The 24,530-nt window shown below is 40.5% G+C and carries 21 protein-coding genes; 15 read left to right on the top strand and 6 right to left on the bottom strand.

Features of this window, described 5'->3' with window-relative positions; all coding sequences use genetic code 11:
• Window position 1 precedes the first annotated feature (1 nt).
• The 7 genes from HCG49_RS09220 (at window position 2) to HCG49_RS09190 (ending at window position 6,326) form a co-directional block, all read left to right on the top strand.
• Entirely contained in the window at window positions 2-691 is a 690-nt protein-coding gene (locus tag HCG49_RS09220) for a HupE/UreJ family protein (protein ID WP_168469241.1), read from the top strand.
• 6 nt (window positions 692-697) lie between these two features.
• On the top strand, window positions 698-1,345 hold the full coding sequence (locus HCG49_RS09215) for a hypothetical protein (protein WP_168469240.1): 648 nt from the start codon (window positions 698-700) through the stop codon (window positions 1,343-1,345).
• Between the two features lie 158 nt (window positions 1,346-1,503).
• Window positions 1,504-1,926, top strand: coding sequence for a GNAT family N-acetyltransferase (locus HCG49_RS09210; protein WP_168469239.1), 423 nt, complete (start codon window positions 1,504-1,506; stop codon window positions 1,924-1,926).
• 139 nt (window positions 1,927-2,065) lie between these two features.
• Entirely contained in the window at window positions 2,066-3,010 is a 945-nt protein-coding gene (locus HCG49_RS09205) for a tRNA dihydrouridine synthase (protein ID WP_168469238.1), read from the top strand.
• 278 nt (window positions 3,011-3,288) lie between these two features.
• A complete protein-coding gene (locus tag HCG49_RS09200) occupies window positions 3,289-3,849 on the top strand; it encodes a LemA family protein (protein ID WP_168469237.1) in 561 nt (186 codons plus the stop codon).
• A 93-nt stretch (window positions 3,850-3,942) separates the two neighbouring features.
• Window positions 3,943-5,763: a DUF2207 domain-containing protein gene (locus HCG49_RS09195; RefSeq protein ID WP_168469236.1), complete on the top strand. Its 1,821-nt coding sequence runs from the start codon at window positions 3,943-3,945 to the stop codon at window positions 5,761-5,763.
• A 101-nt stretch (window positions 5,764-5,864) separates the two neighbouring features.
• The gene (locus HCG49_RS09190; protein ID WP_168469235.1) at window positions 5,865-6,326 is read left to right on the top strand and encodes a hypothetical protein; all 462 of its coding nucleotides are present in this window, start codon (window positions 5,865-5,867) and stop codon (window positions 6,324-6,326) included.
• 90 nt (window positions 6,327-6,416) lie between these two features.
• On the opposite strand, the gene HCG49_RS09185 is transcribed toward HCG49_RS09190, so the two are convergent.
• Together HCG49_RS09185 and HCG49_RS09180 are read right to left on the bottom strand one after the other, a co-directional pair.
• A complete protein-coding gene (locus HCG49_RS09185; protein WP_168469234.1) occupies window positions 6,417-7,262 on the bottom strand; it encodes an N-acetylmuramoyl-L-alanine amidase-like domain-containing protein in 846 nt (281 codons plus the stop codon).
• Between the two features lie 36 nt (window positions 7,263-7,298).
• On the bottom strand, window positions 7,299-10,898 hold the full coding sequence (locus HCG49_RS09180) for a TraB/GumN family protein (RefSeq protein ID WP_240938666.1): 3,600 nt from the start codon (window positions 10,896-10,898) through the stop codon (window positions 7,299-7,301).
• Window positions 10,899-11,156: 258 nt separating this feature from the next.
• Between HCG49_RS09180 and hemH the strand changes: the two genes are divergently transcribed.
• The 8 genes from hemH to HCG49_RS09140 all read left to right on the top strand — a co-directional run bounded on the left by hemH (window position 11,157) and on the right by HCG49_RS09140 (window position 20,955).
• Window positions 11,157-12,188 carry a ferrochelatase gene (gene hemH / locus HCG49_RS09175; RefSeq protein ID WP_168469233.1) on the top strand — a complete coding sequence of 344 codons (1,032 nt, stop codon included), beginning with the start codon at window positions 11,157-11,159 and terminating at the stop codon, window positions 12,186-12,188.
• Window positions 12,188-13,579 (top strand): MATE family efflux transporter, encoded by a 1,392-nt coding sequence (locus tag HCG49_RS09170; protein ID WP_168469232.1) that lies wholly within the window; start codon window positions 12,188-12,190, stop codon window positions 13,577-13,579. Before hemH ends, HCG49_RS09170 begins: the two co-directional genes overlap by 1 nt.
• A gap of 428 nt (window positions 13,580-14,007) precedes the next feature.
• Window positions 14,008-14,559, top strand: a complete 552-nt coding sequence (locus tag HCG49_RS09165) for a CopD family protein (protein WP_168469231.1) — start codon at window positions 14,008-14,010, stop codon at window positions 14,557-14,559.
• A 354-nt stretch (window positions 14,560-14,913) separates the two neighbouring features.
• Window positions 14,914-16,350: a sensor histidine kinase gene (locus HCG49_RS09160; RefSeq protein WP_168469362.1), complete on the top strand. Its 1,437-nt coding sequence runs from the start codon at window positions 14,914-14,916 to the stop codon at window positions 16,348-16,350.
• Between the two features lie 67 nt (window positions 16,351-16,417).
• Window positions 16,418-17,200 carry an enoyl-CoA hydratase/isomerase family protein gene (locus HCG49_RS09155; protein ID WP_168469230.1) on the top strand — a complete coding sequence of 261 codons (783 nt, stop codon included), beginning with the start codon at window positions 16,418-16,420 and terminating at the stop codon, window positions 17,198-17,200.
• A gap of 22 nt (window positions 17,201-17,222) precedes the next feature.
• A complete protein-coding gene (locus tag HCG49_RS09150) occupies window positions 17,223-18,812 on the top strand; it encodes a hypothetical protein (RefSeq protein WP_168469229.1) in 1,590 nt (529 codons plus the stop codon).
• A 126-nt stretch (window positions 18,813-18,938) separates the two neighbouring features.
• Entirely contained in the window at window positions 18,939-20,030 is a 1,092-nt protein-coding gene (locus HCG49_RS09145) for a PA0069 family radical SAM protein (RefSeq protein WP_168469228.1), read from the top strand.
• A gap of 223 nt (window positions 20,031-20,253) precedes the next feature.
• Entirely contained in the window at window positions 20,254-20,955 is a 702-nt protein-coding gene (locus tag HCG49_RS09140; RefSeq protein WP_168469227.1) for a DsbA family oxidoreductase, read from the top strand.
• 75 nt (window positions 20,956-21,030) lie between these two features.
• Here the strand turns inward: HCG49_RS09140 and HCG49_RS09135 are convergent, their stop codons facing one another.
• From HCG49_RS09135 to HCG49_RS09120, 4 genes are all read right to left on the bottom strand, one after another.
• Window positions 21,031-22,455 carry a Gfo/Idh/MocA family protein gene (locus tag HCG49_RS09135; RefSeq protein WP_168469226.1) on the bottom strand — a complete coding sequence of 475 codons (1,425 nt, stop codon included), beginning with the start codon at window positions 22,453-22,455 and terminating at the stop codon, window positions 21,031-21,033.
• 92 nt (window positions 22,456-22,547) lie between these two features.
• Complete coding sequence (locus HCG49_RS09130; protein WP_168469225.1) at window positions 22,548-23,204, bottom strand: HD domain-containing protein; 657 nt, start codon at window positions 23,202-23,204, stop codon at window positions 22,548-22,550.
• A 19-nt stretch (window positions 23,205-23,223) separates the two neighbouring features.
• Window positions 23,224-23,964, bottom strand: coding sequence for a lysophospholipid acyltransferase family protein (locus HCG49_RS09125; RefSeq protein ID WP_168469224.1), 741 nt, complete (start codon window positions 23,962-23,964; stop codon window positions 23,224-23,226).
• Window positions 23,965-24,046: 82 nt separating this feature from the next.
• On the bottom strand, window positions 24,047-24,457 hold the full coding sequence (locus HCG49_RS09120) for a BrxA/BrxB family bacilliredoxin (RefSeq protein ID WP_168469223.1): 411 nt from the start codon (window positions 24,455-24,457) through the stop codon (window positions 24,047-24,049).
• Window positions 24,458-24,530 lie beyond the last annotated feature (73 nt).

Here is a 24,530-nt window from a genome sequence, read left to right as displayed (position 1 = left end):
TATGAAGTTTAAACGGATTTTGGTACCCATCCTTTTTGCGGTACTCTTTTTGTTTTCGGCTACGGCCTCTGCCCATGGGGTAGACGATGAAACACAATCTTTTTTAATGGGTATAAAGGGCATTGCCTTTGGCCCCTTTTTGTACATAGGTGCGAAGCATATGATTACCGGTTACGACCATTTGCTTTTTTTGGTAGGGGTAATTTTCTTCCTTTACCGAACCAGGGATATATTTCTCTATGTAAGTATGTTTACCCTAGGCCATAGTGCTACCTTATTGTTTGGGGTTATGGGCGAAATTAACTTAAACGCCTACTTGATAGACGCTGTGATAGCCTTGTCTATTGTTTATAAGGGCTTTGATAACCTAGGCGGATTTAAGCAATTTTTTGGGGTACAGCCCAATACGGTATATGCGGTTTTAATTTTTGGGCTTTTCCACGGATTTGGATTGGCAACGAAACTACAGGAGTTTAATTTTGATAGGGAAGGACTCTTTGTCAATCTCTTAGGTTTTAACCTAGGGGTAGAAATTGGACAGTTTTTAGCCTTGGGCCTTGTGCTCTTACTGTTTGGGATATGGAGAAGATACGATAGCTATTACCGTTTTTCCGTACTGACCAATACACTACTTATGGCAGCAGGATTTTTACTTTTAGGATTTCAATTAACAGGATATTTTACAGCATAATACACAATGGAAACAGCGAAAAACACCCTAGCGGTAATGGATAAGAAACAATTGATTAAAGCCAGTATTTTGGCCTTTGTTATAGGAGGTCTTGTTTTAGTAACCACGGTTTTGCCGGCAGAATATGGTATTGACCCACTAGGGACAGGCAAGCTATTTGGCATCAGTAATATTTATGTTCAGGACGACGAGATAGCCGCCGCCATGCCTATGCCTGTAGTCCCGGCGACGACCGAAAAGATTACCATAGACGATTTGGGGTCCCCAGCGGAAATTGTAAAACCAATGGAGGCCAATAACCCCACACCCGAAACCCAGTTTGCCCTGCAGCGCAATACGCTCGAAATTGTAGTTCCGGCGAGAAAAGGGATAGAATACAAGGTGAATATGCTAAAATATGGCAGCACCAAGTACGAATGGTCTACCGTGGACAACAGCATTCTCTATACGGACTTTCACGGAGAAGTAAAGGAGGCGAATCCGCCTGCAGAAGTATTCTATGAAAGTTATACCATTGTAAATACGAACAATATGGCAGGAACTTTTACGGCTCCTTTTGAAGGCAAACAAGGTTGGTATTTTAAGAATGATAACAATCACGATGTTACGGTAATCCTTAAACTAGAAGGACAGTACGAGGTGTTTATGCCATAACAACTATATTTTCCTGTCCCTTTTTTTCTTTGGTAAGCTTAGGGAAAGGAAAAAAATAAACGCCCCGGATCAGGGGCGTTTTAATTGTTTTTGTGGCTAGGAATAGGGATATAGGGGGTAAAGCTGTAGTTTTATACAAAAATGTATACGCGCAACCCATGGAAATATTTCGAGCTACGGAAATTACCGAAGATATAGTAACGGCCTTTGGCCAACTCATTCCCCAACTTTGTCCAAGTTGTAAGCTGCCTTCTAAAGAAGACTTGGAAGAAATTGTACAATCAGAAAATACCGTTTTGTTCCTAGCAAAGGAAAAGGAGGTTGTAGGAGCCTTAACCTTGGTGTTTTATAGGATTCCAACGGGAATAAAGGTATGGATCGAGGATGTCGTGGTCGATGAAAATATGAGGGGCAAGGGCATTGCCAAACAGCTTACCCAACACGCCATAGATTTTGCCTCTAGTAGAGGGGTTTCTCAAATAGACCTCACGTCTAGCCCCACACGAATTGCTGCCAATAAACTCTATCAAAAATTAGGTTTCGAAAAAAGAGACACCAATGCTTATAGGATAAAGCTTTGATGGGAGAGGCGTAATTTACTTTCAAAATGTATCTCGGGCCTATTTTTACTCGTGGTAAGGGTATTTTAACCTATTATCTATTTTTTGTTGCTGCCGTGCAGTAGGATTTTAACCTATCTTTGCACCTCCAAAAAATAATATGTCGGTTACACTTTTATCATCTCCTTTACAGGGATTTACAGACTTCCGGTTCCGGAATGCTTTTCACCATTATTTTGGTGGAATAGACACCTTTTATGCTCCATATATCAGATTAAATGGGAAGTTGGTTATAAAATCATCTTACAAACGCGATCTGCAGCCAGAGAATAATACTTCCTTACACCTTATTCCACAAGTAATGACCAACGATGCTGACGAATTTTTGTTTGTCGTGAAGTACATACAAGAGTTGGGGTACAAGGAACTCAACTGGAATTTAGGATGTCCGTACCCTATGGTTACCAAACAAGGAATGGGATCTGGGCTGATCTGTAATCCGGCAAAAATAGACCATATTTTAGATCGGGCACATTCCGAGAACGATGTGGTCGTGTCCATGAAAATGCGTATGGGGTATGAGACCAGTGAAGAAATACTCGATGTATTTCCCATCTTGGCCAAATATCCTATAAAAAATATTGCCATACATGCCCGCACCGGTAAGCAGCTGTACAAGGGAGGGGTAGATTTGGATGCTTTTGAACGTTGTATGGCCCATACAGAGCAAAAGCTATACTATAATGGTGATATTACTTCCGTGGCAAAATTTAGAGAAATGCAAGCACGTTTTCCGTCTATAGACCATTGGATGATAGGTAGGGGGCTCATAGCAGATCCTTTTCTGCCAAGTATGATAAAAAATGATACGACGACCTATCCTGAGGACCGATGGAAGATATTCGCGGAATTTCACGAGACTATTTATAGGGAGTACGATGCATCCTTATCTGGACCTACCCCTATACGAATGAAAATGTTGGGCTTCTGGGAATACTTCTCCCAATCTTTCTCCAATCCACACAAAACCTATAAGAAGATAAAAAAGGCTGGGAATGCTAAAAACTACGAGGCTGCCGTCAATGAAATTTTAAAGAACGAATAATACTTCTTCGGTCATAGGTATGCCCTAGCAGGTATGAGATGTAGTAAATTTCCTAGCATTATATGCTTTTTTACGAAATACAATTCAGTCAAAAAATTCTTGTTTTGCAAGGTGACGTATAGGTTGTTTCAAAGGATAATTCACTCCTGATACTGGGTGTGCAATAAGGTTGTTGGTCGGTAAATTGTAATTAATTAGCTTATTTATTGGTGTTTAGGAGATAAAAAACATTAAATTAGTAAAGTGTTCTTATGCTATTAATTTAAAATCTTCTCCTTATGACGAATTTGTTAATCATCCTTGGAATTGTTGCGATAGTCGGAATTTTCCTTGTCAGTGTATTCAACCGTTTTGCAAAAAACCGAAATTTTGTCAACGATGGCTGGAGTAACATCGATGTGGCCTTAAAACGACGTTACGATTTAATTCCCAACCTTGTTGAAACCGTCAAGGGATATGCAAAACACGAGAAATCTACCCTCGAGGCCGTTATCAATGCCCGTAATGCGGCCATGCAAGTGCCAAAAGGGGATATCAACTCTCAAATAAAGGCCGAAAACCAATTGCAACAAAGTTTACGCAGCATTTTTGCCTTGGGAGAGGCTTATCCCGATTTAAAAGCCAATGCGAATTATTTGGATTTACAAAGTAAACTAAATGAGATTGAGGAGAACTTGGAACGCAGCCGTCGCTATTACAATGGTACTGTAAGGGAAAACAATACCTATGGCGAAAGCTTTCCTGGGGTTTTGTTTGCCGGAATGTTCAAATACCAACATTTTGACTTCTTTGAAGCCGATCAGGCAAGCAGGCAGAATGTAAAAGTAGATTTTTCCTAACATTTTCCCCAAGCTACTATATTCCTTATTCATGGCCCTATCCCCTTTATGGGCGTACTGCCTGTATAGTTAACCCCCTAAAAACATTGGTAAATGCAGAAAATTCTTCTATGCTTTATTAGCTTGCTTTCCCTTTTCTTAGGGTATTCCCAAGAGCCCGAAACAGCTAATTTTCCTAGTCAGGTCTTTGAGAGTTCCCAAGAGTATACGGTGAATAATTATACGGTAAACATCACCATCCATGAAGAGGGGTATTTTGATGTGGTCGAAAATTACGACGTGAATTTTGAAGTGGACAAACATGGTATTTTCCGATGGATACAGACCAAATACGACATAATTACAGAAGATAGTATAGCAGAGGAGCGAAAGATCAAGATCCGAAAGATAGAGGTGCCCAATTATAAATTCGACGCCCCTTTTAATTTTGTGCAGAAATTGTCGGATGATATGGAAATAAAGATTGGGGATAAGGATGTAACCCTAATTGGCCCTCAGCATTACGAAATCAGGTATCGGGTACATAATGCTTTTTTGTTCGAGGATTCTCAGATCCGGTTTTATTGGAACATAAAACCCGAGGGTTGGGATGCTAATTTCCGCCAAATTAATTATAAGATCCACACTCCCCCAAGTATAGCCTTAAATAGTGAAAACTGCTTTGTTTATAGTGGGGAAAGAGGAAATGAAGAACCAAGTACGGAGTTTAAAACCTATTTTGAGCCAGGCGTATTTTCGGGGAGCAGTAAGGCCGGATTTATTTCTTATCCAGGACAGAGTGTTACGGTTCTAATAAATTTACCGCCTTTATCCATCGCAGAAGAAAAGCCGCTATGGCCGTTTTGGGATCAATACGGTTGGGTATTTCTCATAGGGCTTTTAGTAGCCGGATTTTATGGGCTTTGGTTAAAATTTGGAAAGGATGACCAGGTGGTTTCAGCCACTTCTTACTATCCACCTAAAGATATGGATCCGGCTATGGCAGGTTTCCTTATCGATGATAAAAGCGATGTTTCCGATCTTATTTCTTTCATTCCCTATTGGGGAGCCCACGGATACATAAGGATGGAGGAAATTCCGAAAAAGGGGATGTTTGGAAAATCGGATACCAAGCTAATACGATTGAAGCCTTTGCCTGTCGATAGGCCTGCGTACGAACAGAAAATGTTTATCGGGCTTTTTGGAAAGGCCTTCAGTATAGCCGAAGATGAATTTATCAAAGAAGCAAGGGCGGCCAATACAATGGAAAATGGACAGGCGGGCAAGGCTACTACTATTCCCCCGGCGGAAGTAACCATGAGCAGTTTAAAAGATGTGTTTTACACCACTATGACCGCAGCCCAAGCAAGTTTAAAGGAGAAAGCGCAACCCTATTATGTGGCCGAATCTAAAAAGGTGCAGATCATTATCTATATTGGTTTGGTAGTCCTAGGGATAGGGCTAGCGGCAATTGGCCTATTTATGTGGGGGCCCTTGGCAATGGTGGCCATAGTTATCAGTTGTATCATTCTTATCTTTATCAATAAATACATGGTAAAAAAGAATGCCGTGGGCAATCAGGTATTTTCTGAACTAAAAGGGTTTAGACGATTTGTAAAGGTTGCGGAAGGACCTAAATTAAAAATGTTGATTCAGGACGATCCAGGATATTTCGAAAAAACCATGAGCTATGCCTTGGCCTTTGGGCTCTTTAAAAAATGGACCAAAAAATTCGATGCCCTCCACATTCCGCCTCCTTCTTGGTATAGGTCTAGCGGCATGAAGTACGGGAGCATGCATCAGTTTTCAAGATCTTTTTCCTCTGCTATGAGCAATGCTCAATCTAATATGGTAAGCTCGCCCAAAAGCAGTAGTTCTTCTGGAGGTGGTTCTTCCGGAGGCGGCTTCGGAGGCGGTGGCGGTGGTAGCTGGTAAGGGGGTAGCAATAAATGTTGCGGCCCAAAGAATACCTATTCCCAGGAAAACCTAGGTATAATGCCTTGTTGTAAAATGAGGCAATCTAAAAATATAACCGTATGGAAGAGCCTAAAAGAAAGACGACGGAATCGTCGGAAGATCATTTGTTAAGGAATAATACCAAGGAGGTAACAAAAGGGCAAAAATTGGCACGACTTATTTTATTCCTTATTGCAGGGATTAATATATTGATCGCTACGGCTATGTTTTTGTATTCCAGGATTTTTTCCCTAGAAAATGCCTTGGAAGCCATAATGAGACAGTCCTTGTCCTATGTAGCTTTGGTTACTTTTATTACAGGAACCATTTACGTAGGTTTGGGCCTACTTTTAAAAAAGTATCCGAGATTCATCATTTGGACAGGAATTTTTGTCATAGTTTTAAAATTAGCCTATAGCTCATATCTTAACGCTTATAGTTTTACCTTGGAACCTTTTTTGGATGTAGTTTTTCTAATTGGACTTTTGTATGCCCTAAGATCATATTACCATTTTCAGGTCTCTCTTAAATCGAAAAATTAAAACCAAAGAACTTCAGTTGAGAGAAATACTTAATTTATTTCAGTAGGGCGGTTTGCTCCTAGTTCCTTTTTTGAGCATATAAAAGGATTTTTAAAGTATCACCCTAGCAACCATAATTCCAGTATTGTGCTTAATCTTTTTAAGATATTCGGCCAATGGTAAGGTAGAGACCTCTACCTTTTTAGAACCTGTGGAGGCATGTAATAAATGTATCCTACCATCGGCTTCCCTAGTCGCAATTCCAGTATGGGTAATGTCCAGTCCCTTTATAGAAGTGGTCAGGGCAATGATATCTCCAGACTGGATAAGATGTTCTTGAGATTCAATATCTTCTTGAGGTAGTACACAAATAGGCTTTAGGTTTAAAAAGGCTTCAGAGGCCTTTATTTTCTCATAGTTTCCCGCATCTTTTAAAAAGGGATATAACTCCCTGTGTGTACTCATAAAATCTATTTCCTTAGTAAAGGATCGGCCGCCGATTTCAGCGGTCATATCTTTTATGATCCCCTTTTTGGCATTGTTGGCGATCCATTCTGAAAAATAGTGTAGTCGAGAGGTATACCCATCTAGTTTTCCGTCTTTATACCGAATGGTTTCTAAAAGAGAGACAAAGTCCGTAAAATCTTTTTTGTCTTCTCGAAGCATCAAACTAAAGGTCAACACGTTTTCTACAAAGGTGGTGCAATCCAAGCCCTGTAAATTTATGACCAAGGCTTCTGTTTCGCCTATTTCCAAGGTTTTGGCAACATAGGGTGCCTCCAGAAAGGTTTTGCCTACGGCAACCATCACAGCGCCTATTTCATTTTCTTTAAGTTCCTGAATCGCTTCAATTTTGGCGGCAAAGGCATTCTTGTCTTCTAGGGAGCATACAATGTCCTGGCAAAAACCTACATAAGGAAGGAGGGCTATCAAAAAGAATCGTTGCAATTGTTTCATTTGTAGATTTTTATTGGTTTTTAACAGTCATAAGTTTTAATGGACATAAGTGCCAAATTGAGCTGGTTTTAGCACCATGGCACGCTGCCTGTCCTTTAAAATATACTGTTCGGTAGATAATTCTATAAGTTGTTTTTCCGTGATAATATCCTCTATAGGGAAGCCATTGTTAAAATAGTGGGGAGTGGCGCTTATGTTTTTAGAATTTTTAAACACCAATAGGCTTAAGGATAGGGGGTTATCGTAGTTGTCCTTATCGCGTACTTTAAAATAATAGCCGGTGTATTCTTTGGATGGGTAACACAAGTTTTTTTTCAGAAGAAGAGTACTGTAATCTTGTCCAACGGTTAAATTGTTCTGATGGAATATTAAGGCCTCGGCAATAGCTTCCTGGGTTCGATAAGCCTCTGGGAGCAGGTGTAATTTTCCAATGGCTTTTAGTTTGTTAAAAAGCAATAACCTGTTTTTGGGGTTTTTGGCCAAATTTTCGATAAGGCCATCTGGAATAAAAGTTGGATTGTGTACAAGTTTTTCGTCATTCTTTGCCACTAACGCTATAAAGGAGCTCTGTATATTTGGGTCCTTAATAAAAGGCAATCTGTTAAAGAAGGAAGCGGTTTCTGTTTCCTTTAAAAAGGGATATAGCAACACGGCATAGTTTTCTAATATTTCATAGCTGTTGTCATGCAGTTTTGGCGTATTTCCTGTATCCGGTCCTTGTTCCAAGGCCATCCCTAATTGTCGTTTGAGTTGAATTTTCGCATCGTTCAAAATCTGGTGTCGGTACTTTTGGTACTTTTTTGGTTTTATCAATCCCCTGGTCTTTAGCTTGGCCAAGAGCGAAAAAATAGGCGATTTATATTCCTCAATAGCACTGTAATCCAAGATTTCCGGAAACAATTTTTTAGCCAAAGGCAAACTGTCCAAATAGGGTTGAAAGATATTGTGTATCTCTTGCTTGCTCGATACCAATGGTAGGTCTGTAGACATCAGACGCAATAATAAGGAAAGGGATTTTTCGTCCGATTTTTTAGAAATGGCCTGTAGAATTTTAGTCTGCGCAATAGAATTGCTATATGACTTGGCATAATAGGATTCAAAAAAATCGGTGGCATCGACACCCTTTAGTTGCGCCAGCTTTTCAATTAAAAAAGGTTCCAAGTACTTTTGGTTGTCTGGCAAGTAAAATTGCGAAATGTAATATTTTAAAGAATCCTGATCTTTTTTATCGAATTTAATAAACGGATAACCATCGTATAATATACTATCGTTTTGCCTTATCGCCTTAAAAAAAGCATCGGTCTTATCTTGTAACAGCGACCATCCTATTAGGGTGTCGCTAGGGGTAAAGTTGTCGTAAAACTCTCTTATAAAACGGCTAGGGGTGCTTTGGGTGTCTACGGTCGTCTTCACCTCATAAAGCAAACCTCCCTTTACAATGTTTTTAACCTTTATGCCTCTAGAACTTGCGGTGTCGGTCAGCACCAAGTTAAGCTCATAGGTGTTCTCGTTAAGGGTACGATGCGTTTCTTTTTCGATTTTAAAAGTATTTTGTGCGTATATTTTTTTTCGTAACGCCCATACCGAATCAATAGTGGGAAACATTAAAAAATCGTGCGATTTGTTCACCGTTACCAAAATAGCTTCATTATTTTTATGTTGATAAATAGTTTTTTTAGAAAAAGCACTGTAGGGTTTTGGTTTACTGTGCTTATGGTGATAGTGCTGACTGTTTTCTACAAATTTTGGAGGAGGTATAGGGCTTATGGTACTAAAGAACATGGCCGTATCCTGCACTGTTTTAAACTGTTCGGTATAATTGGCCGGTCTTGTTGTAAAGGAATTAAAAAACCGGTTGGCTTGGGTGCTGTCTTGGGTAAGGACGCCCAAAAGGAAATATTCATTGGCATTGATACTGGTTTGCAAGTACAACTTTTTAGAATCTTTCTTGTAAAAATTGGCCGAAGACCGAAGGATTTTTTCTGTCGGTTTATGATAGGTAGGGTTCAATTCTAGATCTTCATAAAATCTAGTCTGAATCTGTTTCAGTTCAAAGGTATCTGACTCGATGAAATTAAAATCGTTCAGTGTAGCTTTTTTTAGAAAAAAGTAGGAGGCGGTTTCAGGATCATAACCTTCAATATAGCGATTTCCCTTGCGTTTCGTATTTGGGAATCTATAGACAGAAGGCATCTCAACGGAAAAATCATCGGCTTCAGGAGATAATACCTTTCGGTATTTGTCGATGCCCCTAAACTCAATGCTATTGAAAATGGTATCGGAGTACTGAAGGACATACTCTTCTCTTCCGCTCATTTTAAAAATCACGATTTCCAAGGGAGTCAAATAGATCTGGTAGCGCTGATGGTTACCGTTTTTCAATTGATTTTTAATGTCCAATCCCGGATAAGTAGCTTTGTCAATGACTACTTTTTCTAAAATCTTGCCAGGAATGTTCTCATATAAAAGTTTGTCGATGGACTCTAAAGAGTAGGTCTGGTCTTTTTTTAAAAAGGAATACGTAGGAATGCGGTTCACCAATACATAACTGCCATTGGCTAAATCGGGAGCGATATAGGTAGTATTGGTGTTTTCGGCAATAGGATATAATTTATTGGGAAGGGCTATCTTAAATAAATTATCATCGGTACTTCTGAGGACATATTCATTCTCCAATATTTTTCGCTCCAGGGAATCTTTTAGTGCCTTCCCTCGATGACTAGCCTTGGAAACCAGTGGTTGAACGTTGTATCCTTTATCCCTTAGGAGTTGGATGACCCCATTTTTACCGGGTAAATGTGCTGCTCCAATGCCTGCAAAGACCTTGGCTTTTTGCATGACAGAATCGAGCAACCGAATCATATTTTTATTTCTGCTGTAGAGCATGTTTTTTAAATAGTAGTCGGTATATATGGCCTGGTCAAGAGAGTCTATAAGGTTTAAATTACGCGCTCTGTAGGCATCTTGTAAAAGGGACAGTACATCTTGGGTCTGCATCTTTTTTTGTAGCCATTCGTCCGGTTTGGGTTTCATGGCCTTTAAATTGGCCCTGCTGACCAAGGCCGAGGATTCCTCTAAGTTTTCAAGGGCTATAATGGGCTTGTCATATTTTTTACCCGCCTGATAGATGAACATATCCAAATAGGTTTCCTCCTCGAAGTTTTCCGAATTGTCATTACTTCGATACAGTATGCTATTGACAATCCGGTCATCAAACGACAAATAGGAAGCCAGAAGTTCCCTGCTAGGGTTTTTTATAGAAAAGGGGCGCGTGTAAAAACCCTTGCTCACAAATCCGTTCCCATATCCCAGGGTAGGAGGGGCTATTTTGGAACGATCCTCCAGCCAAGTACCAGGGTCCGATTCCAGGGCTATAAGTTCGCTATTGGCTAGGGCTTCATAGAATATATCATCGAGCCTAAAAGCAATTTTACTGCTGACATGCATAGTACCGTACAGATAGGAAGTTTTTTCCAGACCGTTACCAGATATTTCCCAAAGCAGACTCTTTTCCTCTTGGGCAAAGAGCCCAGAGGACATTAAAATAAATAAAAAACCAAACCAAAAACGCATAGAAGATCTAAAATAGGAATTAAAAATGCGGCAAATAAGCATAGAAATAAAAACTTCCCGCATAATTAACATTTTTTTGATTTTAGGGTCAAATATACAGTGTTTAAATGATTTACAGCTAGGAGGTGGTACGGATATCGGGGATGCGGATCCGGTTGGTAGTAAGGGGCTAAAATTAACCTTAGAAAGTAAAGGAGCAGCCTTTTTAAGGGGAATAGGGATTCTCTATACCGCTATTGCCAAAGTATTTGGCCGTTTTAAATCAAAGTTCCCTTACAAGTGCTATTTTTGTCAGAATTGAGAAATATAAAAAGCTGATAAATGAAAGGAGTTTTGTTGGTAAATTTGGGGTCACCAGATAGTCCCACGGCTAAAGATGTGAAGCCATATTTGGACGAATTTTTAATGGATGAGCGAGTGATTGATGTGCCCAATTGGTTGAGAAACATTATCGTTCGTGGAATTATTTTACAGACCAGACCTAAGAAATCTGCCGAAGCCTATCAAAAAATTTGGTGGGAAGAAGGCTCACCTTTGGTGGTTATTTCCGAACGATTTACTGAGAAAGTAAAAAAACAGACCAAAATTCCAGTGGCTTTGGGGATGCGATATGGTAGCATGACCATTAAAAAAGCCCTTCAGGAACTTATTGATCAGGGTGTGGACGAGGTGCTTTTGGTGCCTTTGTACCCACAATATGCCATGTCTTCGTACGAAACCGTGGTGGTAAAAGCCATGCAAGTACAAGCAGCGCATTTTCCAAATATTAAGCTAACTACCCTGCCTGCTTTTTATAAGAACGATGAGTATATAAAAGTGCTTTCAGAGAGTATCGCCGATGGGCTAAAAGACTTCGATTACGATCATATTTTGTTTTCGTACCACGGTATTCCAGAAAGGCATATCCGTAAATCGGACCCAACAAAATTTCATTGTAAAATAGATGGCAAGTGTTGCCAGACCAATTCGGTGGCACATACCACTTGCTATAGACACCAATGTTTTGATACGACCGAGAAGGTAAAGGCCTATTTAGGCTTGCCAGACGATAAGATAAGTATTTCTTTTCAGTCCCGTTTGCCCAACGACCCTTGGTTGAAACCGTTTACCGATTTTGAATTTGAACGTTTTGGTAAAGAAGGAAAGAAAGGTTTGGCTGTGATTACCCCGGCTTTTGTTGCCGATTGTTTAGAAACTTTGGAGGAGATTGCCATGGAAGGAAAAGAGCAGTTTCAGCAAGCCGGTGGCGGAGACTACAAGCATATTCCATGTTTGAACGACAGAGACGATTGGGTAGCCGTTATGGCCAAATGGATCGAAGATTGGCACGATAACGAAAGCCTTCCCGCCTAATGTCTAGGGTGTCGGCAGAACAGTTGGGCAACGAGCCTATAGGAAAATTACTTATTAAACAGGCCGTGCCTGCTTCGATAGGAATTTTGGTGATGTCGCTCAACGTGCTGGTCGATTCTATTTTTGTGGGCAATTGGATAGGTTCCATTGCCATCGCAGCGATCAATGTGGTCTTGCCAGTGTCATTTTTTATAGGGGCATTGGGAATGGCCATAGGAGTGGGAGGTTCTAGTATAATTTCGCGGGCCTTAGGTGCCAACAACACCAATAAGGCCTTAAAAACTTTTGGGAATCAGATAACCCTAACCCTATTGGTGACCACCATTATGGTCGCCCTGGGGCTCTATTATGTCGATAGCCTTATTCCGGCTTTTGGCGGAAAAGGGGCTATTTTTGAACCGGCAAAAATCTATTATGTCATCGTCCTCTTCGGGGTGCCGTTTTTGGCGCTCTGCATGATGGGAAATACGGTGATACGGGCAGAAGGAAAGCCAAAGTTTGCCATGATTGCCATGATCATTCCCTCGGTAGGGAATTTGGTAATGGATTACCTCTTTATCTATGTGTTCGATTGGGGTATGGCAGGGGCAGCCTGGGCAACGACCATCGGGTATGTCCTGTGTTTGGCCTATGTTCTCTATTTTTTTCTTTCTAAAAACTCCGAACTCAAATTAAATTGGACCCATTTGGGATTGGACATTCCCATCCTAAAGGAAATCGGATCCTTGGGATTTGTTACCTTGGCTCGGCAAGCCGTGATCAGTTTAATTTATCTTTTAATGAACAATATCCTGTTCACTTTGGGAGGAGAAGCTTCCATTGCGGTGTACGCCATTATAGCCAGGATGTTGATGTTTGCCCTGTTCCCTGTTTTTGGTGTTACCCAAGGCTTTTTGCCCATAGCCGGCTTCAATTACGGGGCTAAAAAATACCAAAGGGTACGAGAATCTATCAATACGGCTATTTTCTATGCCGCTGTTTTGGCAACGGTGGTGTTTATTGGTCTTATGATCTTTCCCCTAGAAATTGCCTCCCTGTTTTTAAGCCAAAATCCAACTTTATCGGAGCATGAACTGGCAGTCAATGCCTATGTTTTAGAACATACGCCTTCGGCTATGCGCATGGTTTTCGCCGCAACGCCCATTATTGCACTTCAATTAATCGGAGCGGCCTATTTTCAGGCAATAGGAAAAGCTGTTCCGGCACTATTATTGACCCTGACCAGACAAGGATTCTTTTTTATACCGCTCATTTTAATTTTACCGAATTATCTGGGTGAAGTAGGGGTGTGGATCGCTTTCCCCATTGCCGATGTCTTGGCTACCATTGTCACAGGCTATTTTCTAAGGAAAGAAGTGCGAACAAAACTGATGGCCACAAAAGAGCCCTGATCAACCTTTACCACAAATCAAATGTTTAGTTGATCCGAATTAACACAGGGAAATTTAAAAATACTTATAGGTATAATCATTGTGGCTTGGGCGTTCACTCCTTCGTCGGGCGGGCCCTTGTCTATATCCCTTGCTTCGCCGCGGGGATGCCGCCGCGGTCCCTAACGCGTCCCTTGGCACCAATGGCTTCCTAGGGAAAAGAATTCATCGCCTTACAAACTAAGAGATCCAGGCATGGTAAACATTAGGATGTGTTACAGTCGACCCTAATTTGTCCTTAAGATCCTCTATTACCGTCTTGGTTTTTACGGGCTCACCCCTAAGCACAAACTGCTATGCTAAAAGAGATATAAAACAGCGAGGCTACAGGCTATGTTTATGGGATATTACTATATTTACACCTCATTTAGGCTTCATTATAAATAAGCATGTCCGACTACTATAACTACATAAAATCCCTACACCTCATTTTTGTGGTGACCTGGTTTGCGGGTTTGTTTTATATTCCCCGTATTTTTATCTATCATATCGAAGCTAGTGAGAAACCTTCTCCGGACAAGGAAATTCTTACCGATCAGTTGCAGTTAATGGCCAAACGCCTTTGGTATATCATCACCTGGCCCTCTGCGGTCCTCGCAACGGTTTTTGCTATATGGTTGCTCCTAATATTTCCTGCATGGCTACAGCAGCCTTGGATGCACGTTAAACTGGGTTTTGTGGTCTTGTTAATCGCCTATCACCTTAAAAACCACCAAATATTTCATCAACTACAGCGAAACGAGGTAAAATATACCTCTAATTTTATGCGATTATGGAACGAAGGGGCTACCCTAATCCTATTCTCCGTGGTGTTCTTGGTGATTTTAAAGAATGCCTTTAATTGGATTTTTGGTGTGGTGGGGATAATCGTTTTAGGGATGTTATTAATGCTGGGGATTAAAATTTACAAACGCATCCGCGATAAAAATCCAAGGGCTTAACACCTAGTTGGTACTGATAGCCAAAAAGAAAGGCAAGACAGTAAGAGTATAAAAAGTGAGGCCCTGGAGGTAGAAATTAAAACTCGGGCATTCCTTGAAAAAAATATGCAACAACCAAAAATCCTATGGTAACTTTTACTCACTTCCTATCCGTGGCCTAATAATTGTTACCTTTAAACGGCATACTGTATTAAGCTCAATTTTATGGTTTTAATTGTAGCATGAATGGTAGGCATCATATTTTTTAAAAAATGTAAATCCACATAGATTTTTAAAGGAACGATGCGCGTTTAACATAAAAATAGAATAGAATTGTTTACGAATATATCCCTAAGATCCCGAATTTTTATTTCCATGATATTATTGGTGCTTATAGCATCGGTATTGATTGCGGCCGTCACCATTTACCAATATAGGGAGCAATCTAGGGACTACCACCAGGATAGGATGTTGAGAAAGGAGGAACAGATTAAGCAAAGTATAGAGCTTACTCTTCAAAAGACCACCTATCCTGTGACTACCGAAAATTTAGAACTCATTTTTAAGGATGATATCTATGAGATAGCATCGGTACAAAAAATGAATTTTAATATCTACGATTTACAGGGCGGGCTGATAAAAAGTTCAAGGCCCAAATTTGAGATCGATTCCCTTTCCCTTTGTTTGGATGCCGAAGTTTTAAATAATTTGCACCGGTCTTCTAAAAAACGGTACGTTGAGGAAAAATCTACTGCAGGCTATAATTATCAGGCTTCCTATACCTATATCACCGATTATCAATTTAAACCTATCGGTATTTTAAACCTGCCTTATTTTGAGGACAATTCTTTTAACGATAAGGAATTAAAAGAGTTTCTAATTCGGTTGACAGGGGTGTATGTACTGATGTTGTTATTGGCTATTGGTTTGGCCTATTTTATCTCCAAATATATAACGAGGTCCCTACAAACGATCTCAGAAAAACTAAATCAGACCGAATTAAATAAGCGCAACGAGAAAATTATAGTGGACAATCCGAGTCAAGAAATAGGAAAACTTATTGTTGCCTATAATGAGATGATAGACGAATTGGAGATCAGTGCCGCAAAATTGGCCAAGGGCGAGCGCGAACAGGCGTGGCGAGAAATGGCCAAACAAGTTGCCCATGAAATAAAGAACCCATTGACTCCTATGCGATTGAGCGTTCAAAGCTTTGAACGTAGGTTTAATCCCAATGACCCCGATATCATCCAAAAGGTATCCGAATATTCTAAGACGCTTATTCAACAAATAGACACTATGAGCAGTATAGCATCGGCTTTTTCTAACTTTGCCAATATGCCCGCACAGCAAAACGAAACTCTAAACGTGGTAAACATCGTAAAATTGGCGGTCGATATTTTTAATGAGAATTATATCCATTTTTCTGCAGAGGAAGACAGTATTATTGCCAAATTAGACCGAACCCAATTGATTAGAGTGGTGACGAATTTGGTGAAAAATGCGACTCAAGCTATAGCCGATGTCGAAGTTCCCAATATCCAAGTGTCGGTGGCCAGGGAAGGAGAATACGTAAAACTGACCATTGCAGATAATGGGGTAGGGATTTCAGAAAAAGTAAAAGAAAAGGTCTTTGAACCAAAATTTACGACCAAAACCAGTGGAATGGGGCTAGGATTGGGAATGGTAAAAAATATTGTTGAAACCTATAAAGGAAGCATAGAATTTAGTTCGGAACCTTTAAAAGGAACGGAATTTATTGTTAAATTCCCAATAGCAAAAGAAAAGGAGAGCACGGAGAAGCAAGCTTAACATTACCCTAGCTTCCTAAGTGGGCTTTATGCCCTGATAAAAGAAACAACCAAATAACACCACTATCATGAAATTTGAAAATTTAGATATTCAAACCCAAGACCGAATCGCAATACTGACCATTACCAGGCCATCAAAATTAAATGCCCTTAACAAAGAAACGATCAAGGAGCTTCACAAGGCTTTTGAGATGTTGGATAGCGACAAGGACGTAAGGGTTATTATTCTGACCGGAAGTGGGGAGAAGGCCTTTGTTGCCGGTGCCGATATTGCCGAGTTTGCTAAATTCTCAATGAAAAAGGGAGCTCGCTTGGCAGAAAAGGGACAGGAGATTCTATTCGATTTTGTAGAAAATCTATCCACTCCCGTAATTGCAGCTATCAACGGCTTTGCCCTGGGCGGTGGACTAGAATTGGCGATGGCTTGCCATTTTAGGATTAGTAGTGATAATGCCAAAATGGGACTGCCAGAAGTTTCTTTAGGGGTTATTCCCGGTTATGGGGGTACCCAGCGCTTGCCTCAGCTTGTAGGTAAAGGGCGGGCCATGGAAATGATCCTGAGCGCAAGCATGATCGATGCAAAAAAAGCCCTGGAATATGGATTGGTCAATGAGGTGGTAACTCAGGAACAGTTAATGGAAGTGTGTAAAAAAATGGCCGCCAAAATCAGTAATAATTCGCCGGTTGCCATGAGGTATGCAATAAAATCGGTAAATGCTGGTTTTAAATACAATATCAATGGGTATAAAACAGAAATGGAAGCTTTTGGCATTTGTTTTGGCACTGCCGATTTTAAGGAGGGGACGACCGCCTTTTTAGAAAAAAGAAAAGCAGATTTTCCAGGGAAGTAATGCCTACTGGAAAATTATGCCCATGAAATTCAAGAACTGTGTTTTTGTCCTATTTATTTTCGGCTGCCTATTTAAAATAAAGGCACAACAATTGCCCGTCAGTTACCAGTTGGGAGAACAATATCACGATCGGTATAAATATTCCAACCTTTTGGCAATCTCCGAAGATGGCCATGGAGGGACTATTTTAGTAAGATCTTACTACACCGGGATGGTCCTTAAACCAAAGGGATACTTTATAGAACACTATAATAAAGACCTGGAATTAATTGCGGAGTATAATTACAAGCTTAAAGGCCCCGATTTTGTGAATGCCTTTGTAAAAAATGGACAGCTACATATGTTGTTGTTAGAATACAATACAAAAAAGGAATCCTATGATTATGTGGTACATAGAAGTTCTATAACCAATTATGATTTTACCCAACAGACCATTCTATGCATACCTTCTAAAGAAGTAGTTACTCCCTTAGATCACAATTATTACGATCGTAAGTTTTCGTCCCTATTTACATCATCTGTTTTTTTTAATGAAGCCAAAACGGCATTTGTCATCAGTTCTCAGTTTAGAACAGAAGAAGGTGACAAGCATTTTATGTATCTGTTTGATACAGCTCTTAACAAGCTCATGGAGCACGATTTTTCACAGGAAATAGAGGAGAAAATATATGGATTCGAGCATATGGTGATATCCCCCGATCAAAAACAGGTGTACCTGATTGGGAAGGCTTTTTTTAGGAAAAAACGGTTTCAAACTACAGACCGACGGTTTCAGTACGAATTGGTACAAATGTCCAAAAATGGGCTCAAAACACAACATTTTGATGATGTAGGGAAGTTTTCGGAATCGCTTAAACCACTGCTCCTAGGTGATAAGTTGCTATGTGTTGGTTTTTACGCCGACAGAAAGGATAACCGTTACAACGGCTTGGCTTATTTTGATATTGATCCCCTTAAATTGACTGTGAATTCCAAAAAATACCATCCGTTTTCCCAGCAGTTTATGGAAGATAAGTACGGAAGGTCGGAGAAATTAGAAGTGAAAAACCTGATTTTTAAGAACCTTAGCGTCAATTCAGAAAATGATATTCTGTACAATGCCGAGGAGTATTTTGTGACCTCGGGGATGCAAGATGGGGGAGCCGGTACCCGGATCAAAATAGATAGATATCATTACAATGATATTGTAAGTGCTAAATTAACGGCTAATGGCGAAATGGTTTGGGCACGAAACATTAATAAGGCCGAAGTAACCCAAGGTGACGGGGCATATGCCTCCTATAGCTCCTATGCCGAAGGAGATAACACTTATTTTGTAATTAGTACTGCCGCAGAAAATCCACAATTATTAACGGGGGAAAGACTTATTTTTAAACAGGGACTAGGAAGAAATAGAAACGTGTTTGCGATTTGTTTGGACAAAAAAGGACAGATAAGTTACGATAAAATTATTGACGATAAAGAGGCAAGACTACCACTGATGGTCTCTATGCCCCTTATAAATAAAAGTGAAGGAAAGTTGCTTTTCTACGCCAAGAGAGGTTCTAGAAAACAATTGGTTAAAGTGATCATAGAACCGGTAGTACCTTCGGCCGTTGGTAGTCGTAAATAATGCGGTGTCGTCCTATTTCCTTTATTGGATTGACAAAGAAAAATAAAGGAACCATCAACCTGTTAAAATCTACAATTTCTGGTTAAGAATAGGAAATAATCCATAAATTTGGATAAAATCCATATTTTGAAGCAGGGAGAATATATAAAAGGACGTGGGGCCCAGCAGAATACTGCCAATAAGTTTTCGGCATATAGCTATGAAATGCGGGATGATTTCTTGGAATTCTGCCATATCGAAGGCGAAGCCGCCCAAAACAACCATACCCAATACCTCCCGATTTTTCCAAAAACCATTGTCAATAAAATTACAAATCCCGATGCAGGGATGCTGTACTCCATGAATCCCTATCAAGGATGTGAGCACGGCTGTGTGTATTGTTTTGCCAGAAACACGCATGAGTACTGGGGATACAGTGCCGGTCTCGATTTTGAGCGCAAAATATTGGTGAAGGAAGATGCGCCCAAATTATTGGAAGCTTTTTTAAAACGGAAAAGCTGGAAAGCACAGACCATTGTCCTTTCGGGGAATACCGATTGTTATCAGCCTGCCGAAAAACAATATAGGATAACTAGGGCGTGCCTAGAGGTGTTCTTAAAATATAAGCATCCCGTGGGTATAATCACCAAAAATGCCATGATCTTAAGGGATCTGGATATATTGAAAGAGTTGGCCAAGCACCAATTAATTGGGGTACATTTATCTGTCACTTCCCTTTCCGAGGATACTAGGCGGATATTGGAACCAAGAACGGTTAGTATTAAAAAACGCTTGGAAACCATAGCGGTTTTATCAGAACATAATATTCCGGTCAATGCCATGTTGGCCCCAATCATCCCGGGAATCAATAGTCATGAGGTATTGCCCTTGGCCAAGGCAGTATCAGAATACGGGGCCTTGTCCTTTGGCTACACGGTAGTTCGGCTCAATGGTGCAATCGGACAGCTATTTGAAGATTGGATCCGAAAAACCATGCCCGATAAGGCAGAAAAGGTTTTGCAACAGATTCGGGAGTGCCATGGGGGACAATTAAACGACAGCCGCATTGGAATCCGCACTAAGGGCGAGGGGGTAATGGCACAACAGATTCGCGATATGGTACGCCTTGCCAAACACCGATATTTTAAGGGTAAAAATCTGCCCCAACTAAATATGACCTTGTACGAAGAAAACAAAATACACTGGCCCAATGTCCAAGGACAGCTGAGGTTATTTTAAAACTTAGGAAGACTAGATTAATTTTATAAACTTCTTGTAAGGATAGGACAGCTAAGGAGTCTAATAGCAGGTAAATATGGTTGCTATGTATTTTTGGGGGAGAATATTCTTCCTATTTGAAAATAGCAGCAGGGTACGAATCGCTAAATTTAGAAGAAGGATGCTTTATAATCCTTATGTATGGTGGCGATTATAATAATGAACAACAAAAAAAAACAAATAAATGGAAATTAGTATTTGGTCAGACATTAGATGTCCCTTTTGTTATATTGGGAAAAGAAAATTTGAAGCGGCTTTAAAAGATTTTGCCCATAGCGATAAGATTCAGATAGCTTGGAAGAGTTTTGAACTAGACCCTAGTTTAGAGACCCAAACCGATATGAATGCCATTGAGCATTTTATAGGTTCCAAGGGAATTGAAAAGGAGCAGGCTATGCAAATGTTCGAGGGCGCCACCCAAATGGCCAAGGACGCCGGGATAGATTTTAATTTAGAGAAATCCGTACCTGCAAATTCATTAAAGGCACATAGGTTATTGCATTTCGCCAAAACAAAAGGTTCTGTAGATAGTTTAAAAGAAGCCTTATTAAGTGCACAATTGGTAGAGGGGAAAAACATTGATGATATCGATTTTCTTGCAGCATTGGGAGCCTCTCACGGATTGGATGAAACAGAAGTTCGTACGATGTTAGCTTCGGACGATTTTACCTATGAGGTAAGACAAGACCAAATGGAGGCTAGGAATTTAGGTATTAGCGGGGTGCCCTTTTTTGTGTTGAACAATAAATATGGGGTTTCTGGAGCACAGCCCAGCGAAGTCTTTTTGGAAACTTTGGAAAATGCTTGGGCAGCCTATGAAAAAGAAAATTCGGGCCTAGATATCATAGAAGGGAAAACCTGCGATGTCTCTGGCAATTGTGATTAAGACCAATATATGGATTACAGTAAAAAACCCCCTTGGTATAGCGCCAAGGGGGTTTTTTAGTGGTTTATAGTTGGGTTAACTAAGCTCCCAGCCTTTACGGTAGGTACCTTTTACCCATTCGTTGGCCTTTTCATAGTTGGTGACCTTCATATTAGCACCATCCCAAAGGATCTTGCGTCTTCCTGGATAATCATAAGGATCCCAATCTCCTACTTTTTTACCTTCTTTTAGTACTTTGTACTGATAGGCTTTAATGGCTAAATTCCCCATCAGAACAGCTTCGGTCAGCGGTCCGGATTTTGTGAAATCCGATGAGGTTTTTATACCGTTAAGACATCCGTCTACCCAGTTTTTCTGGTGGCCATTGAAACCGCCATCAATACGTTCCAAGTAAGGTTCTGGCGCCGAAATCATATTCATAAGATTCGATGGCAATAAACGGGCGTTTCTAGAGTAGGTATCGGTAACCAAGATTCCTTTAGTACCGTAAAAAATAGAACCACCGTCCCAACTTCCAATGGTTTCTCCATCTTTAAGTTCGTCCGGTAAATCGGGCATCAAACCACCATCATACCAGTTTAAGGCTATTTCCCCGTGTTTAGGGGTATTAAATTTAAGTCTAACAATAGAGGAAGGAGGGCAAGAATCGCTGTAGTTAGCTTCTTTAAAATCGCCAATCCAACCGGTCGTACAACTCGCTTCGGCTTCTGTTGGGTACCCTAAATCCAGTACACTAAAAGGAGTCTCCATAATATGGCATCCCATATCGCCTAAGGCGCCAGTTCCAAAGTCCCACCAGCCTCTCCATTTAAAGGGCAGGTAGGCCTCATTATAATCGCGCATGGCGGCAGGTCCTAACCATAGGTCCCAATCTAGTTCCTTAGGAACACGTTGCTTTTCTGAAGGCTTTGGTAGTCCTTGTGGCCATACTGGGCGGTTGGTCCAACAGTCTACTTTGTATACATCTCCGATAATTCCAGATTCTACCCATTCTCTGGCAACTCTACTGCCATCGCTAGAAGCACCTTGGTTTCCCATTTGGGTTACCAGACCATGTTCCTTAGCAACTTGGGTCATGATACGGGCTTCGTTAATATTGTGGGTCAATGGCTTTTCTACATAGGCGTGTTTTTTGGCACGCATAAAGGGAAGCGCTATAGCGGCATGGGTATGGTCTGGAGTGGCCACCATAATGGCATCCATATCATTGAGGTGATTGTCGTACACTTTTCTAAAGTCTTTATACCTTTTTGCTTTAGGGTGCAAGGCCTGACTTTGTTTTACTTGCCTGTCATCAACGTCGCAAAGACTTACAAACTTAACCCTATTGGTTTTGGTGAGTTCACTAATAACTCCGGCACCACGGCCACCGATACCAAAAGCTCCAACATACAGCGTATCACTAGGTGGAACATGGGTTTTTCCCATTACAAAACTGGGAACTATAGAAAAAACAGCTGAGGTGGCTGCTACATTTTTAATAAACTTTCTTCGTTGCATTTCGGATTCATTTTTGGTAATAGGGTTTGAAGATACAAAAAAAACCAAAATGCAAGCTTCCTTAAATTAGGATAGTAGGGAAGTATAGAATGTTATACAATGCCCTTCCACTCATTGTAAAACTGCTCCAGATAATCAATCATGAACTGATGTCGTTTTTCGGCTATGCGTTTCCCCGTTTCCGTATTCATCTTATCCTTTAGCAGTAAAAGCTTTTCGTAAAAATGGTTAATGGTTGGCGCTTGTGAATTTTTGTATTCTTCCTTGCTCATATTTAAATTAGGAGCAATTTCGGGATCGTACATCCCCCTGTTTTTAAACCCGCCATAATTAAAGGCACGTGCTACGCCTATGGCACCAATGGCATCCAAGCGATCGGCATCTTGGACAACGGCCAATTCCTGGGAAAAGAAACTAGGTTTGTTTCCTAAGCTCGATTTATAGGAGATGTTTTCTATGATAAGGATAATATGGTCTACTGATTTTTGGTCTATGGACAAGGTGGCTAAAAATTCCCTTGCCGTTTTAGGACCAATTGTTTCGTCCCCGTCATGAAATTTAGGGTCTGCAATATCGTGCAACAAAGCAGCTAAGCTAACCACTAGGGTATCGACCTTCTCATCCTTTGCAAGGAGGAGGCTATTTTTATATACACGCTCAATATGGAACCAATCGTGGCCGCCTTCGGCATCTTTGAGCGTCTCTTTTACAAAAGCAATGGTTTGTTCAATATAGGAGGTTGTACTCATGGGAAGCTTGGGTGTTACATTAATCATTTACAGGAAGAATCCCTTGGGTGATGGTTTGTTCTAATTGCTCGATGAGTACATCTAAGTCTCCCGAAATTTCCATGGGTGCGTGTACGTCCAGGGTAATATGGTTGCCAATTCCTTTAGGGAATTTTCCATATTTCAGCATTTTCCATGAGTTATTGATACTAATGGGGATGATCAAAGCATTGGGCGCTTTTTTCATCAGTACTTTTAGCCCGATGGTGTGAAATTTTTTCGGGGCTCCGGTTTTGCTTCTGGTACCTTCCGGAAAAATTACGGCCGAACGATTGTGCTGGGCAATATAACTGCCTAATTTCCCTATTTCGGTCAGGGACTGGCGGCTGTCTTTTCTGTTGATCAGCACAGAGCCCCCATGTCTTAAATTATAGGAAACACTAGGGATGCCTTTACCCAGTTCTTGTTTGCTGACAAATTTAGGATGGTGTTTTCTTAAATACCAGGTAATAGGCGGAATATCGTGCATGCTTTGATGGTTCATGACAATAATAGTAGGCCTATCGGTAGGAATGGAATGCGGATTGTTAAAGGTATACCTGGTTCCCAAGATATGGGTACATCGCAGCAAGCTGAGGTTTAATAAGGCGACACTTTTTCTATGGGCGTCATATCCAAAAAGGTTAAAACAGATCCATTGTATGGGATGAAATATTAATAGGGTACTCCCAAAAAACAGAAAATAGACTATGGTTAAAGGATAGGCGAGTATTTTTTGCATGGTACAAAAATAAAAAACCGCTCTTTTCAAAGCGGTTTATATCAAAATTCTTTTATACGCAAGGTAATAAAGAAGTTGTGAATTAACAAAATTCGTTATAAGCTTCCATAAGGTTATCGGCGATCATTTCTGCCGGACGTCCTTCAATATGGTGACGCTCTATCATATGAACCAATTCACCGTCCTTAAACAAGGCCATACTTGGCGAAGATGGAGGGAAAGGAGCCATTAAACTTCTGGCAGCGTTTACAGCTTCGGTATCTACCCCTGCAAAAACGGTTACCAAGTTGCTTGGTTTTTTGTTGTTTTGCAAGCTCATTTTTGCCGCTGGTCTAGCATTGGCAGCAGCACATCCACAAACAGAGTTTACGACTACTAAAGTAGTTCCTTCTTTACTGATAGCCGCTTCTACCGCATCGGCAGTATATAATTCTTCAAACCCGGCAGATGCCAAGTCTTGTCTCATTGGTTTTACTAATTCCGCAGGATACATAAGTATTTATTTTATTCGATTAATAATATAGTTTTCAAAGATAACTAATTTGTAGCATTTTAGCGGAATACCT

Origin of the sequence: Arenibacter sp. 6A1, from assembly GCF_012272855.1 — a bacterium.
Lineage (GTDB): Bacteria > Bacteroidota > Bacteroidia > Flavobacteriales > Flavobacteriaceae > Arenibacter.
Note: the sequence above shows the minus strand (reverse complement) of the source record. Positions and strands in the feature narration are given on the sequence as shown.